Source organism: Bacteroides fragilis (genome assembly GCF_019583405.1).
Lineage (GTDB): Bacteria > Bacteroidota > Bacteroidia > Bacteroidales > Bacteroidaceae > Bacteroides > Bacteroides fragilis_B.
Map to the genome: position 1 here is coordinate 145,268 of NZ_SZUU01000004.1, position 15,965 is coordinate 161,232.

Here is a 15,965-nt window from a genome sequence, read left to right on the forward strand (position 1 = left end):
TATTGGATTATGGATAAAATATTGCGAGCTTTCTGGAATCGTTATTTTCATTATGATTGGGCTTTTGGTCTGTTCCTGATTTTATTATTCGGTGTTCCCCGGTTTGTTATTGTCCTGCAATCTTACGTGACAAGAAGTTATGGTATAGTGATGTTTGTTTTTTTAGCCATGTGGTTTGTACCCTTTATTTTCTTTACCCGATACGGACGGAAATGTATTGGCATAAGGAGGCCTGATCACTGTGGACGTTTGTTTTTGTCTTTTATTGCGGGAGGGATATCTTGTGCTGTTATATTTGCCCTTTTCTTTTTATTATATGATAAAACAATAGATAACGCGTTTGTATATATAGGAGGGAATAATCCCGGGGCATCCATTTCAGGACCTGATAAGCAGCTTTATTTTTGGATAGCTGTTATTCCAAGTATGATATTTAGCCCGATAGGGGAAGAGTTTTTATACCGTGGGGTGATACATGGCAGTTTTGTTCAAAGGTTTGGTGAGTCGAAGGCCTCTGTTTTAGATTCATTGGCCTTCGCTGTTACCCATGTTGCCCATTTTGGTATTGTTTATGTTTCTGGTATTTGGCAATTTCTTCCTTTCCCCGCTGTTCTTTGGGTTTTATCCATGTTTGTAGTCAGCCAGATTTTTTTCAGATGTAAGCAGTTTTGTAATTCCATTTGGGGAGCCGTGTTTGCACATGCGGGTTTCAATTGCTTCATGATGTATTTTATTTTTTATCAGTTATAGAAGACACTCTCACTTTCTGAATTTAGTTAAGAAGTTCTGATAGTTTCATGTGCTCTACATCGAATACTACTTTTTTGTTTGCTCTGCTTAATTCCTGCAAAGAAATCTGTTGGGCATTGGGAGTGGGATTACCTATCGAATACCGTTTTGTATTGTCGTCCGGATCACGGAAACAGAACGTATAGTTTATCAACAGTAGCGGATATTGTTTGGCATTAGGATAGGTCTGAGGGTGCTGTACCAATACGATCTTTTGATTCTCAATAGAAAACTGAGGAAGCAGGCGTATGAAAGTGTTCCCTAATACAATTTCTGTTTCCTCTGCGATGTCGAACTGTACATTGTTTATCGATAGGTCACCTAACCTCAATTCATCGGCTATTGCCATGCGCTTTTTGCCACCTTTACCAGTACTGTCTTCAAATTCAATGATTTTCATTTTAAGTTTCTGGGCATCGGCTTCCGATATACTTGAAAAACTGTGGTCTGGAGCAAAGTAGAGCTTACTTTTTATTTCATTTATCTTTCCCCTTACTAAAAGTCCTTTTTCATCAAGAGTAGTACTGATAGATACTTCCGGTTTTGTCCAAATGAGCCGCTGTGCACCGAAAGGCTCTAAAGCTACGCATTTATTGTATCCGTTTATTATGTCAGGGACAGCTTGTGCACAGATTTTCATTAATTCGCTTGCCTCTTTATACATTCCCAGATAGGCTAATGAAGCGGCACGCAGGTTGAGTATAGAAAGTATACTTCCCCCAAGCTCCTGTTGGTATTTGCCTAACAAACTGTCTGTGTAGTGGATACAGCTTTCCGGATTATTTTTCATAAACCCGATAAATGCATTGGTGAGCCATCTGCCTATTTCGTCGGTAGTTTTCTCTATCCGTTCATATTGAGCATCCAAGCCCATAATGTCTCCGCTATTGATATATTCCGAATAACTTTTACGTAACTGATAATCTTTGCCGGAGAAGTTCATACGGTCGAAGTTGAGTGTACAGGTTTCGAATCCGTAGAAGAATGGAAACCCTAATAATCCGGATTGTCTGGTTATGGAATCCGCTGTATATGTATTGAAGAATTGTACCGGATAATCATTCACGTCCATCACTTTGACGGAAGCCGTGTCCGGTGTGTGTATGAAACTTCCCTCTCCGCCTGTGTCTAATAGATAACTCCGGTTGTTTGCGAATAGAAAAACACAACCGGTTTCTGCGAAACATATATTGGGATCGATGGGCTGCCTTTGCTCCTCTTTTTTGAAAGTTAATTTGCCAAATTCGAATTCTATTTTAGAGATTCTCCGGAGTTCTTTTATTCCTAAGATGGCGTCGTGACCGGAAAAGATAGGATCCTTTTCAACAAGAGAAACATGGACTACCGTGTTGTGGAAAGTGATATTACCCAATTGTAAAGTCTCTACGAAACCGGTGGTAGCTTGTGAAGTACCAAACATGCTGTTTACGGATATGGTATCTCCCATACATGTCACGTTACATTTGCGTGCCATCTCCTGAGTGAGAAAAGTATAGGGTGCTCCTGTATCGAAGATGGTGTTAGGCAATTCGGTTTCATTTATTTTCATTGAGAGTATTAACGGATATGTATAACTTGTAGGAAGTGTACAGGATGTTCCTGGAAAATCTATCCGGAAATTATTTTTTTCCGATAAACCTTGGATTGTTTTTTCTGAACAAAGGAAGTTTCCTTTTCTTTCTATCGCCTGGTAGAACTTTTTATCTTTGCGCAAGGTCTGCCACCAGGCATTGAGTTGTCTGTAGTTCCCTTTTTCCAGAAGTTTCTCTGTTTTGGCATAACAATAGGCCAACTTTTGTTCCGGAGTACATTCTTCCGGATATAGAGTGAGGAGAGAGTCTACGCATTGAAGCATTTCGTCGGGGCGATTAAAATAATAATTCAATGATACTTTTGCATGTAACCGGGTTGCTTCATCCATCACAGAAGAAGAATCGTTATACAGTTTCCACAGTTGTGGAGCATCCTGATAATCGTCTAATGCTAATATTTTCGACCTTAAAGAAGTGGTTGTTTGTGAAAAGGCAGTCATTGAAAAACAAATTGTCCAAGTAAGAATGCCGAGCTTTAGTCTTGCCATAGTAGTATATGTTATAATTCAATTAGTTCTTGTGAGTTTATGTGTTTTTTATGCAAAGTCATCAGTGTCGGCATCAGAATCCGGCATCCTTTTTATATAAGCCATAGATTACACTAAATGTAGATAATCTGTCCGTCCTACCTTCAATGTAGTCTATGGCATATTAATGAAGTTTTGTTCGTTGACCCGAATCTTTAGTGTGCGAACAAGTCGTTTGTCGGAATTTCATTTCCTTCGCTACCTGTTACAGTCATTTTCAGTTGTCCACCGTTTTGGTCAAAGTATCGTACTTCTATCGGGTGGTATCCTTTGCCCAATGCTTTCTGTCCAATCACTTCGCGCGGTCCGTGCGGTCCGTCGTTGTTGATAACTTCTTCACCGTCTATCAGTAAGGTACTGCCGTCATCAGACAGCAGGGCAAAAGTGTATATGCCATCTTTCGGAGCATTGATAAATCCTTTGATTACCAAACCGATGTTTCCCTTTGCTTTTTCCGGGATCATTATTTTCTCGATGGCATAAGTTCCGTTCAGTGGAGCTTTGGGGATGTCAGCGCATTTGCTGCCTTTAAATTCATACCATTTAGCTTCCAGACCTTTGCTGGAAGGAGTGGTAGTTGTGGCTGGAGCATATTCGCTCTTAATGAAACGCGTACGTGCGATATCACCGGCTTTCCCGTTAGGACGGAACGTACGGAAGGTAAAATCGGTTGTTTCTTTCACTGGGATAGGACCTTCGTATTTGGATGATTGCAGCGTCGGAATGCTTCCGTCGGTAGTATAACGAATATCTGCACTCGGATCCAGGCAAGTCACACTAACACTTCCCTCACCAATGAAAGCGTTGTTGCGGTGGAAACCTTCCAGATCGGGGATACGATAATTGATACCCATGATGTTGAGGCGTTCGAACTGATTGGCCAACCGTTGCGCGAAGGCATTCCATTCTTTTTGCGAAGCCTGGCTCCATCCCAATTCGGCAATAGCCAACAGACGTGGAATTGCCATGTATTGCATCCGTTCACGTGAGGGAATCCATTCGCACCAAATGTTTCCCTGTACGCCTTTGAGAAGTCTTTGTTGTTCAGGAGTCGCTCCTTCGATCGTCAGGTCGAGATCATAAATATTGCGTACAGAATTCTTGTCTTGCTGGTAATCCAGGTAGAATTGGCTGTTGGGGGAGAAGATGATTGAGTTACCCTGTTGGGTAGTCTTTTTCGGAGCATCCTTGACCCAGCTTCTCCACCACATGACAGTAGCAGTCGGGCTTAATCCTCCTTCGATGATTTCGTCCCAGCCGATCATCTCTTTGCCTTTTGAGTTGAAAAATTTCTCCATGTCATGGATAAACCAGGCTTGCAGTTCTTCTTCTGTCTTCAATTGGTTGTCTCGCATACGTTTCTGGCAGTCGGGACATTTTTTCCAGTTTGTCTTTTCCACTTCATCGCCGCCGATGTGCACATACTTATAAGGGAACAGGTCAATCAGTTCGCTATATACGTTTTTACAAAACTCTATTGCCGATTCTTTTCCGGGGCAAACAGGAGAGGAGAACGTGCTTCCCCAACCTACTTTGTCTGTACAGGCTACTCCGGAATAATTGCTGACGGCTGCCAGCATGTGACCCGGCATATCAATTTCGGGAACAATATCGATACCGCGTACTTTGGCATATTCTATCACCTCTTTTATATCCTCTTGTGTATAATAACCGCCATACAGCGTGTCACCTTCCACGATGCGAAGTTTGTTTTCCGGAATCCGGTAATCGGGGTTATCTTCCGATTTAGCCAGTTCCATGCATGACCGGTCGTGTGAATTGAACGTACGCCAAGCTCCTTTTTCGGTGAGTAACGGATATTTTTTGATTTCAATGCGCCATCCCTGGTCATCTGTCAGGTGCCAGTGGAACTTATTCATTTTATAAAGTGCCATTACGTCAAGCAGTTCTTTTACTTCTTCTTTGGTATAGAAGTGGCGGGATACGTCGAGCATAATACCACGCCATTCGAAGCGCGGGGCATCTTCAATCTGTACGGCAGGTATGGCCCATGTCACGCTGTCCACCACCTGTTTCGATTCAATCTGAGGTGGAAATAACTGGCGGAGTGATTCAATACCGGCTATCACACCGTTGTAAGAGTTACCCGTAATCTCTATTTGCCCGGGTTTTGCGATGAGCGTATATGCTCCCTCCTTGCCTTCTATGGCAGTGGTAGAAAGGGTGATGTCTCCTTTGCCTTCTTTTACTTGGATATCATATCCGGTGGCTATTGACAGAATGCCTTTCAGGTACTCTGCTGCGGGAAGCAGTTCCGGGTTGGTGGTACCGATGATGGTGTTTGGGGTTAATACAAACGCACCATGGTTCTGTTGCATTTTGTTTGGCAACGGTACGATAGAAACCTCTCTGGTAGTGGGAGTGGGGCTACAGCCTGTCAGCAGTAATGTGCCGATGAAAGCACAAGTCGCTAACCATTGTTTGTAAGACGGTTTTGTCATAAGGATAATTATTGGATTGTTTTTCAAATTAGTTTTAGTCTGCTTACTTTTACTGTATGGAAAGCACAAATATACAATCAATTCTTTTGATAATCTTCATTCCTGATTGAAAAACTGTTGCTATCTTTGCTTTTACGTAAACTTTCGCAGTCGGCTGTATGTTTCTTCTTCAGAAGAAATCGGTTTATTAAGTTGCTTTTTGCCTGTTTGTCAGTGTGTGTCATGGGGTGGCTAATGCTTTTGACGTATCGCTTCTTTCGATTTATGTACGTGCCTTCTTGAGACCACGGCTGTGATTCAAAGAGATCACAATTGTGAACAGATGGAACCACAGTTGCAGATTGAACCGAATAACAAACTAAAAACTGTTGATAAAGGCGTGAAATTGATAAGTTAAACAGTGTGAATTTGCTTACTGAATAAGGAATGAGCAAGCTGGAATGTATAAAAAGTGAATAGAATTATGAAAGCGATTGATTTAATTGATAAATATTATCCTCAGGATAATGAGTTAAGAAATATATTGTTGGTTCACAGTCGTTCGGTTGCCGATAAGGCATTATGGATAGCCGATAAGCACCCGGAGTTGAATCTTGACGCAACTTTTCTGAACGAAGCCGCCATGTTGCATGATATCGGAATTTTTCTGACTTATGCTCCGGGCATTCAGTGTTTGGGCAAGGAGCCTTATATTTGTCATGGATATCTGGGAGCCGAGCTGGTGCGCAAAGAGGGTTTTCCGCGGCATGCTTTGGTTTGTGAGCGTCACACCGGTGCGGGACTTTCACTGGAAGAGATTATCAAACAGCAGCTTCCTGTGCCGCATCGTGAAATGTTGCCGGTCAGTACGGAAGAACAAGTGATCTGCTTTGCTGATAAATTCTTTTCGAAAACACATCTTGATCGTGAAAAATCGGTGCAAGATGCCCGTAAAAGTATTGCCCGGTACGGTGACGAAGGACTTCGACGCTTTAACAATTGGTGTGAGCTGTTTCTTTAGTGCCTAAAAAAGAATTAAAAATCAAGATTCTCAAGTATATTTGGTGAAGATTGTGTACTTTTGCCCCTTCAAGCGTAAACTATTAGTTAATGACGCCATTGAAAGCAAATACAATACTATCATTCATACTATTATTGATCCTCCTGATGCTTCCGGATGAAGCGATGGCTCAGCGTCGCCGTGTCAGAGAGGTGAAGGGACCTGTCACTTATTCGCCCCAGCAAACTGATTCATTAAAAGCAGACACGCTGAAGGCCGATACTTTATCGTTGCAATCTGCCGGAAAGAAGAAACAACCTCTGGATGCCCCTGTGGTTTATTCGGCTAATGATTCCATCGTCTTTACCGAAGGTGGCTTTGCGCATTTGTATGGCGATGGTAAAGTGAATTATGAAAAAATAGAATTGGGAGCACAGATCATCACCATGAATATGGATAGCAGTACGGTGTACGCTCGCGGTGTGACTGACTCGTTAGGGGTTGAACAAGGCAAGCCTGTGTTTAAGGATGGCGATACGCCTTATGAAACCAAAGCAATCCGGTATAATTTCAAAAGTAAAAAAGGATTTATCAATAACGTCGTTACCCAGCAGGGCGAAGGATATGTTGTGGGTAATAATGCCAAAAAAGGAGCTAATGATGAACTGTTTATGGAAAACGGACGTTATACGACCTGTGATCATCACGATCATCCACACTTCTACATGCAGTTGACCAAGGCCAAAGTCCGTCCCAAGAAAAATGTGGTGACCGGTCCTGCCTATCTGGTGGTAGAAGATGTACCGTTGCCATTGGCTGTACCTTTCTTTTTCTTTCCTTTTTCCAGCAGTTACTCTTCAGGTTTTGTGATGCCCAGCTACATGGACGACTCCAGCCGTGGCTTCGGATTGACGGGAGGTGGTTATTATTTTGCCATCAGCGATATAATGGATCTTAAATTGACCGGAGATGTATTTACAAAGGGCTCGTGGGCAGGTAATCTGGAAACCAATTACAATAAACGTTATAAATATTCCGGTTCGTTACAGGCCGGCTATCAGGTGACTAAATTGGGAGATAAGGGCTTGGCTGACTATTCGGTTGCCAAGGACTTTAAGATTGTATGGAATCATCGGCAAGACCAGAAGGCCAGCCCGAACAGTACTTTCTCGGCAAGTGTGAATTTCGCGACCAGTAGTTATGAGCGTACCAATATCAATAACCTCTATAATTCTCAGCTGATGACTCAGAATACGAAAACTTCGAGTGTGAGTTACTCCCGCAGTTTTCCGGATCAGAAGCTGACGCTTGCAGGTACTTTCAACATCGCCCAGACCATGCGTGACTCTTCAATAGCTGTCACCTTGCCTGACTTGAATATCACGCTGAGTACTATTTTCCCTTTTAAACGTAAACGTGCGGTAGGCGAAGAGCGCTGGTACGAAAAGATTTCCTTGCGTTACTCGGGACGTCTGACCAACAGCTTGAAAACCAAAGATGACCGCTTGTTCAAAGCCGGTTTCAGAGAATGGGAGAATGCGATGCAGCATAACATTCCGGTACAGGCCACCTTTACTCTTTTTAAGTATTTGCAGGTAGTGCCTTCGTTCAATTATACAGAGCGTTGGTATACCCGTAAGGTGATGAAGAGTTATGATGAAACTACCCGGAAATGGGATACACACCCCGGCGATACGATTCATGGATTCTACCGGGTATTTAATTATTCGGCCAGTTTGTCGTTGAGCACAAAGATGTATGGTATGTATCAACCGCTGTTTATGAAGAAAAAGGAAATACAGATCCGTCACGTCTTTACGCCCCAGATTTCATTGAATGGTTCTCCAAGCTTCGGACAGTTTTGGGAATACTATCGTGATGCGGACGGTAATGACCAGTATTACTCGCCTTATTCCAGCCAGCAGTTTGGTACGGCTCCGCGTGAAAAGTCCGGGACGGTCAGTTTCGATGTATCGAACAACCTGGAAATGAAATACCGTAACAAAAAGGATTCTCTTATGAAAATAAGTCTGATCGATGAGATAGGCTTCAATCTTTCTTATAATATGGCGGCACAGAAACAGCCGTGGAGCAACCTGAATATGCGTTTGCGTATGAAGTTTAAAAAGTTTAATAACTATACGCTGAACATGAACGCGGTGTTTGCCACGTATGCTTATACATTCGATAAGTCGGGTAATGTAATAGTGGGTGATCGTACCGAATGGTCTTACGGACGCTTCGGGCGATTCCAGGGATGGGGCTCTTCTATTAACTATACTCTTAACAATGATACTTGGAAGAAGTTGTTCGGAAAAGATAAAGATAGCGATCAAAAGAAGAAAAAGGATAGTGCTGACGACGAGGGAGGAAATTCGACGGGTGACGAGGCGGTTACTGAAAAGAAAGTGGAGAAAGCGCAGGCAGACAGTGACGGATATCAGGTTTTCAAGATGCCATGGTCGCTGAATTTTAACTATTCGTTCCGCATTAGCGAGGATCGTAGTAAGCCGATCAACCGTAACACCATGCGTTATCCGTTTAAGTATACCCAAAACATCAATATGTCGGGTAATCTGAAGATTTCCAATAACTGGTCGTTTACATTCAATTCCGGATATGATTTCGAAGCGAAAGAGATCACTCAGACTTCTTGTACGATTACTCGTGATTTGCACTGTTTCAATATGTCAGCCAGTATTTCTCCTTTCGGACGTTACCGCTATTATAACTTTACGATCCGTGCAACGGCCAGTATCCTGCGTGATTTGAAGTGGGATAAGAGAAGCCAGACTCAAAGCAACATCCAGTGGTATTAATAAATATCTATAAACGTTCCTTGTTTTTGATACGCTATGAGTATTATTCACCACAGAGGACACAGAGTTTTAATATCTTGTTTATATGGATGTTTAAGAGAAAGATATTCTCTGTGTCCTCTGTGGTGAACTTGATTCGTTTCTGATACGATATACAGTTTTAACCTTTTTCTTCCGGATACCTTACCTACCAGTTTATCTCTGTTTTTCCGTGGGTTTTCAAGTATTCATTCGTTTTGCTGAAATGCTTATTCCCAAAGAAGCCGTTGTAGGCAGAGAGGGGAGAGGGGTGTGCCGAACTGAGTACCAAATGCTTGTTACGGTCAATAAAGGCACCTTTCTTCTGTGCATAACTTCCCCAAAGGATGAAAACCAGGTTTTCTCTTTCTTCCGCCAGAGCGCGGATAGCGGCATCTGTAAATTCTTCCCATCCGCGGCGTTGGTGCGAACCGGCCTGATGGGCACGTACTGTTAAAGTAGCGTTGAGCAACAGGACACCTTGCTCGGCCCACCGTGTCAGATTACCGGTGGGAGGTGTTGTCGTACCGATATCTTCTTTTATTTCTTTGAAGATGTTCACCAAAGATGGCGGAAAGGCTACTCCGTCATTCACCGAGAAACAAAGGCCGTGTGCCTGTCCGGGACCGTGGTAAGGGTCTTGCCCGATAATGACTACTTTTACTTTGTCAAAGGGACATAGGTTGAATGCATTGAATATCAGCTTTCCCGGAGGAAAGATCTGGTATTGGCTATATTCGCTTCTGACAAATTCGGTCAGTGTGCGGAAATAATCCTTCTCAAATTCCGGTTGTAAATGAGCTTTCCAGCTCTCTTCTATTTGTACGTTCATAGGCTATTAAATAAGGTGTATATTAAGGGCTGTACATTCACGGCGCATCTCTTCCGGCCAGATACTTGCCTGAATCTCGCCGATATGAGCTTTGCGTAAGTAGAACATGCACAAACGCGATTGTCCGATACCGCCGCCGATAGAGAGTGGAAGCGTATCATTCAGTAATCTCTTATGGAAATAAAGCTCCAGTCTCTGTTCCTGATTCTCTTGTTTTACCTGACGAAGAAGAGCCTCTTTGTCTACGCGGATACCCATTGAAGATAACTCAATGGAGCGTTGCAGCACATCGTCCCATAGCAACAGGTCACCATTCAGTCCGGGTAAGTCGTTCAGCCCTGTGCTGGTATAGTCGTCATAGTCCGGAGCACGTCCGTCATGCTTTTTGCCATCACTCAGCTTGCAGCCGATACCAATGATGAACACGGCTCCATACTTTTTACAGATGGCATGTTCACGGCATTTAGGTTCCATATCGGGATACAACTGGCGTAATTCTTCCGAATGGATAAAGTGCAACTTCTGTGGCAGGCAAGGCTTGATTTGCGGGTACATTTCGTACACCATATATTCCGTACGGATCATGGCGGCATAGATACGGTTGACAATCTCTTTTAAGAAGTCGGCATTGCGATCTTCGGCAGTAATCACCCGTTCCCAGTCCCACTGGTCTACATAAAGTGAATGAAGATTGCCCAGTTCCTCGTCTGAACGAATGGCGTTCATATCCGTATAAATACCGTAACCCGGCTCAATGTGGTAATCTGCCAAAGTAAGTCGTTTCCATTTAGCAAGTGAGTGGACTACTTCAGCTTGTGCATCGCCCAAGTCTTTGATAGGAAATGAGACAGGACGCTCGATGCCGTTCAAGTCATCATTGATACCCATTCCTTTGAGCACGAAGAGTGGGGCTGTGACACGTCGCAGACGCAGTTCTGAAGAAAGATTCAACTGGAAGAACTCTTTAATTTGTTTGATACCCAGTTCTGTCTGTTTCAGGTCAAGCAAGGGTTTATAATTCTGAGGTTTTATTAGGTAACTCATAGGTTTATTGATTGTTATTTGTCGGCAAAGATATGAATAATATCTATATCTGTACGAATAATAGGCTGAAATGTTATCAAATTGATCGTTTTATATAGCATAAGAGTTGCAAAATAATATTTGCGGATATGACGTTCGGTAGATAGATACTACAAAAAATGGTGAATCATTAGGAAAATGCGAAGTTTTTTTATACTTTTGTCGTCGCATAAAACAATGCTCCTGTAGTTCAACGAATAGAATGTAGGTTTCCGGTACCTAAGATAAGGGTTTGATTCCCTTCGGGAGTACAAAGAAATAGCTGATAATTATTTAATTATCAGCTATTGTTATTTTAAGGGTCGGTTAATGTAAAAGCCGGACTAACACTTCCCATGACTCACATAGAGCTTGCATGGAAGGAAAGAGTAAATCGGCTCCGGAGTTTAACAGTACCTGCCCATCCAACGGACCGGTATTGACAGCAATAGTGAATATTCCGGCTTTGTGTCCGGCTTCTACTCCCAAAGGGGCGTTTTCGATGACAATAGCTTCATTAGGTTTCAATACTCCTTTTTCCAGTGCCATCAGATAGGGTTCCGGGTTGGGTTTTCCGTATTTGACGTCGAAGGCAGTCACCATCAGTTCTTGTCGGAACATTCCCGGGAAATTGTGTTCAAGCCTGTCTAATAATGAAGCTTGTCCGGAGCCGGTGACTACAGTCGGGATGATACCTTCCGCTTTGATTTTTTGTAGTAGTTCCCAGGCACCCGGCATGCGTTCGGCTTGGGGATGCTTGTTGAACTCAATGCTCTTTTCATGATAAATACTCTCTATCTCTTCCGGCGTGGCATCGCGTCCCAGTTGGCGCTGACATACGATGTTGATGGTTCCCGCCCCGGTGCGGCCTTCGTGCAAATAAGCTTCTTTCTTGCTCAAATGAAGTCCGTGAGCTTCCATCGTTTTGTGCCATGCTTCGGCGTGATAAGGCATGGAGTTGAAAAGTACACCGTCCATATCGAAAAGAACGGATTTTAACTGAATGGATGGATAATGATTTTGCTTGAGATATTGCGCAATTGCTTCCTGAAACATGATATATACCTATTGATTTGGAGTGCAAAGATACGATTATTTTGGTGAATCGAACAGAATATGTATTTTTGCAAAATCTATTAAGTGATATGATTGCATGAGAAAACTATTTTTTCCCTTACTGTCGTTATGCTTGCTGACTACTGCTTGCAAAGATTCTGTTCCCAGTCCTACAATAGAAATGGAAGGGCTTTATGTCAATGGAGGAGAGATGGATTATGCCCGGCAAATGGAGGCATTGCCCCCTCTGAAAGTTGATGATGAACTTGAAATTTCATTGAAACTGGATGGAAACGGAGAAGAACTAAATACGTTTCTGGTGAAAGAGGAGACTCTGGGCAGTGAGGCAACCGCTGTGACGGTTGATTTCAATGAATTGCCGGAAGAGGCTCTCAGTGATGATAAGGAGTTTACGGATAAGGATAATGGTAAGTTAGGTTTTAAAGATGGAGTCTCTCAAACTAAAGTGGGGTTGCGGGCAAAGGTGCAGCAAGTGACCGAAGCTGGAGTGAAACTTAAATTCTATCTTTTCTCTAAGCCTGTTAATTGTGAAGGAGCCAAGTATGAGTTGGAAATCAAAACTTCCGATAAGCAAGACGATTGATCTGATAAATCGGTATATAATAGAAAAGAGCGGTACTCCGTAGTGGAGGGCACTGAAAAAGTGATCTTTTTTTAGCTTCCAATCCTTTTTAGAAATTACCGGAAAAAGTTGTATGTTGAATGCTGCATTTCATTCACATGCAACTTTTTCTTATATTAAGGAGAATAACTCAACTCTTTGGTTTATACAAGCCGTATTTGTCGTCCACGGACATGGATTACATTTACTTTAACTCAGTTTGAGTATTCTCTTGAGATTTGCTGCAAAAATAGCCATTGCTCCTTGCATTTTCATACATGACAATCCGTAGGACTGCGCCCTGTCATATCCATATACCTGTTTCAGTTCCGCATTTTTAGCTTCAATCTTATAACGTTCGGCAGCCTTCTCTTTGAACCGTTCGGTTTGTTGGAACTCTACCTGTTGTTGCTGCTCATCGGTTTTTATGGGAACAGAATAGGTTTTAGATTTAGCTCCCGGCTTATAACACCCCTCTCGTCTTGAGCAGCATTGACACTTATGCACATCAAAATAATAAGTATACGCCTGATTCCATGCTCCATTTTTTCTCCCCTGTTTTGCCCTCCGTATAGCTATGTGACCGGCAGGGCAAACAAACATGCCGGCATCCTTATTGTAATCAAACTTGTCTTCTTCCTTTCTGAAACCCTGGCTGATACCGGGATTCAATTTAGCTACCAACTCAAAGTGTTCATCACGAGCTTTCTCCAGATTATCCTTTCCCGAATAAGCTGAATCACCAATCACTGTTTGTACATCGATACCATTCTTTCGGCTTTGTTCAATCAATGCGGGTAGCTGGGGGCCGTCTCCCTTCTCACCGGAAGTTATGACAGCCGCTGCTATGATGCGCTCCTCGGTCATTCCGATATGCGTCTTATACCCAAAGAAAGAACTATCTTCCGATTTGTGCCCGATACGTGCATCCTCATCTTCAGAGACAGTGTAATGGTCGCTGATATCATCCAATGTCTCTTTTAAGAGGTTCAATTTTTCCTTTATTTTGGGAATACAGACGAAGGGGGCCTGTTCTTTTAATGTATCAATCAGTGTTTGCGTATAAGTCAGCTCATGTTCCAGAACGTCATCAGAATTCTTCTCGGGTAATAGTTCCTTTATCTTTTCATCCACTTCATAGAGACATTTACGTAACTGTTTGGAACGCAACTTCAGTATCTCAATAGGAGAATGGGGATTTGAACGCGAACCGGTATGTGTGGCATCAACGATTACAGAAGTGGATTTTATAATGCCTTTCTCTATTGCCAAAGTTACCGTCTTGTTGATAAGCAGGTTCAACAAGTCCATATCTTTCAGACGGAGCTTACGAAATTTGCATAAAGAGCTGGCGTCTATCACATCCTCTTCCGGTACCATTCCTAAAAAGTATTTAAAGGACATATCATAGCGTGAACGTTCAACCACATCAATATCAGACAAATCATAAATTGTTTTTAAAAGAAGGTACTTGAACATACGAATAGGGCTCTCGGCGGTACGACCATTGTTCGGACAATATTTGGAAACAAGCTCATTATAAACAAAGGAAAAGTCTATCAGCGAGTTGATACGTCGAAGTAGGTTATCCTGAGGGATGATCAAATCATAAAGACTTGAATAATCACTAAAAGTCAAACGTTCTTGAGATGCTAGCATTGCGGTATTCTTTTGGTGACTCTAAGATACAAAAAAACGGTATAAAGCCGTATTATTTTGGATTTATACCGTCATTTTTTAAGTAGAAGAGATACAGCAGGACTTTTTCAGTGCCCTCCCGTAGTGTGCCGCTCTTTTCTATTATATACTTGTTTTATTGGGTTCTTACAGTCTTGCCTGAATAGCTTTTGATTCTTCTTCGTATCCGGGTTTGTTCAGTAAAGCAAACATATTCTTCTTGTATGCTTCCACACCCGGCTGGTTGAATGGGTTTACGCCCAGCAGATAGCCGCTGATACCACATGCTTTTTCGAAGAAATAGAGTAATTGTCCGATGCTGTATTCACTCAGTTCAGGAATTACGATACGCATGTTAGGAACACCACCGTCTACATGAGCCAATTGAGTTCCCAGTTCGGCCATCTTATTCACTTCGTCTACGCGTTTGCCTGCCAGGAAGTTTAAGCCGTCCAGGTTAGCTTCATCCGAAGGTACTTCTAACTTATGGTTCACTTTGTCTACAGAGATCACTGTTTCGAAGATTGTGCGTTCGCCTTCCTGAATCCACTGACCCATCGAGTGCAGGTCTGTAGAGAAATCGACTGCTGCCGGGAAGATACCTTTGTTATCTTTTCCTTCAGATTCTCCGTAAAGCTGTTTCCACCATTCGCTTACGTAGTGAAGCTTCGGGCAGAAGTTAACAAGAATCTCTATTTTCTTGCCGTTCTTGTACAGTTCGTTACGAGTAGCGGCATAAATCGCTGCAGGATTTTCTGCGAAAGGAACATCGGCTCCACAAGCTTTCTCCATGTTGGCAGCACCGCTTACCAGTTGCTCGATATCGAATCCGGCTACTGCGATAGGCAATAAACCTACCGGAGTCAATACGGAAAAACGTCCTCCTACATTGTCAGGGATAATGAAAGATTTGTATCCTTCTTTATCTGCAGTAACGCGTGCAGCACCTTTCTTGGCATCTGTAACTGCTACGATTACTTTCTTTGCCATCTCTTTGCCGCGTTGATCTTCACACTGCTTCTTCAGCAGGCGGAATGCCAGAGCGGTCTCTGTAGTTGTACCGGATTTGGAGATATTGATTACACCGAATTTCTTGTCTTTCAGGAATTCTGTCAGTTCATACAGATAATCTTCACCAATATTGTGGCCGGCATAAATCATGACCGGAGCTGTTTTCTTTTCCTGTAACCAAGTGAAGCTGTTTGACAATGCCTCGATCACCGCACGGGCACCCAGGTAACTTCCTCCGATACCGGCTACGATCACTACCTCACAGTTGTCTCTCAGTACTTGTGCAGTAGCCTTCAGGTCAGCCAGGTGCTCTTTACTGATAGAAGAGGGCAGATGCAACCACCCCAGAAAGTCGTTACCTTTACCAGTGCCGTTTTCCAGCGCTTCCTGTGCGGCTTTTACCTGAGCTTCGTAGGCAGAAACCGATTCCTTGGAAATGAATCCAAAAGTTTTTTCAATGTTCAAACTAATCATATCTTTCTTTATTTAGGAGTTAAAGAGTTATTTGTCTGCTTCCTT

11 protein-coding genes and 1 tRNA gene are annotated in these 15,965 nt (G+C 42.8%); 5 read left to right on the top strand and 7 right to left on the bottom strand.

All coding sequences use genetic code 11. From position 1 onward, the window contains the following. Window positions 1-9: 9 nt before the first annotated feature. Window positions 10-750 (top strand): CPBP family intramembrane glutamic endopeptidase, encoded by a 741-nt coding sequence (locus tag FDF36_RS10745; RefSeq protein ID WP_220391327.1) that lies wholly within the window; start codon window positions 10-12, stop codon window positions 748-750. Window positions 751-772: 22 nt separating this feature from the next. On the opposite strand, the gene FDF36_RS10750 is transcribed toward FDF36_RS10745, so the two are convergent. Then, window positions 773-2,869, bottom strand: coding sequence for a retroviral-like aspartic protease family protein (locus tag FDF36_RS10750; protein WP_220391328.1), 2,097 nt, complete (start codon window positions 2,867-2,869; stop codon window positions 773-775). 194 nt (window positions 2,870-3,063) lie between these two features. After that, window positions 3,064-5,370, bottom strand: coding sequence for a family 20 glycosylhydrolase (locus tag FDF36_RS10755; RefSeq protein ID WP_220391329.1), 2,307 nt, complete (start codon window positions 5,368-5,370; stop codon window positions 3,064-3,066). Between the two features lie 463 nt (window positions 5,371-5,833). On the opposite strand from FDF36_RS10755, the gene FDF36_RS10760 reads away from it, so the two are divergent. Both FDF36_RS10760 and FDF36_RS10765 read left to right on the top strand, forming a co-directional pair. After that, window positions 5,834-6,370, top strand: coding sequence for an HD domain-containing protein (locus FDF36_RS10760; protein WP_220391330.1), 537 nt, complete (start codon window positions 5,834-5,836; stop codon window positions 6,368-6,370). 89 nt (window positions 6,371-6,459) lie between these two features. After that, on the top strand, window positions 6,460-9,168 hold the full coding sequence (locus FDF36_RS10765; protein ID WP_220391331.1) for a putative LPS assembly protein LptD: 2,709 nt from the start codon (window positions 6,460-6,462) through the stop codon (window positions 9,166-9,168). Between the two features lie 187 nt (window positions 9,169-9,355). Here FDF36_RS10765 and ung read toward each other — a convergent pair whose 3' ends face one another. Continuing rightward, window positions 9,356-10,018 (bottom strand): uracil-DNA glycosylase, encoded by a 663-nt coding sequence (gene ung / locus FDF36_RS10770; RefSeq protein WP_220391332.1) that lies wholly within the window; start codon window positions 10,016-10,018, stop codon window positions 9,356-9,358. A 6-nt stretch (window positions 10,019-10,024) separates the two neighbouring features. Next, window positions 10,025-11,062 carry an aspartate--ammonia ligase gene (gene asnA, locus FDF36_RS10775; protein WP_005821791.1) on the bottom strand — a complete coding sequence of 346 codons (1,038 nt, stop codon included), beginning with the start codon at window positions 11,060-11,062 and terminating at the stop codon, window positions 10,025-10,027. Between the two features lie 218 nt (window positions 11,063-11,280). Between asnA and FDF36_RS10780 the strand changes: the two genes are divergently transcribed. Next, window positions 11,281-11,352 (top strand) — tRNA-Arg (locus FDF36_RS10780). Window positions 11,353-11,407: 55 nt separating this feature from the next. Here the strand turns inward: FDF36_RS10780 and FDF36_RS10785 are convergent. Beyond that, complete coding sequence (locus FDF36_RS10785) at window positions 11,408-12,136, bottom strand: inorganic diphosphatase (RefSeq protein ID WP_220391333.1); 729 nt, start codon at window positions 12,134-12,136, stop codon at window positions 11,408-11,410. Between the two features lie 97 nt (window positions 12,137-12,233). Between FDF36_RS10785 and FDF36_RS10790 the strand changes: the two genes are divergently transcribed. Continuing rightward, window positions 12,234-12,740, top strand: coding sequence for a DUF5035 family protein (locus tag FDF36_RS10790; protein ID WP_220391334.1), 507 nt, complete (start codon window positions 12,234-12,236; stop codon window positions 12,738-12,740). Window positions 12,741-12,968: 228 nt separating this feature from the next. On the opposite strand, the gene FDF36_RS10795 is transcribed toward FDF36_RS10790, so the two are convergent. Further along, the gene (locus FDF36_RS10795; protein ID WP_220390113.1) at window positions 12,969-14,417 is read right to left on the bottom strand and encodes an IS1182 family transposase; all 1,449 of its coding nucleotides are present in this window, start codon (window positions 14,415-14,417) and stop codon (window positions 12,969-12,971) included. 165 nt (window positions 14,418-14,582) lie between these two features. After that, entirely contained in the window at window positions 14,583-15,920 is a 1,338-nt protein-coding gene (locus FDF36_RS10800) for a glucose-6-phosphate isomerase (RefSeq protein ID WP_220391335.1), read from the bottom strand. Window positions 15,921-15,965: the final 45 nt, after the last annotated feature.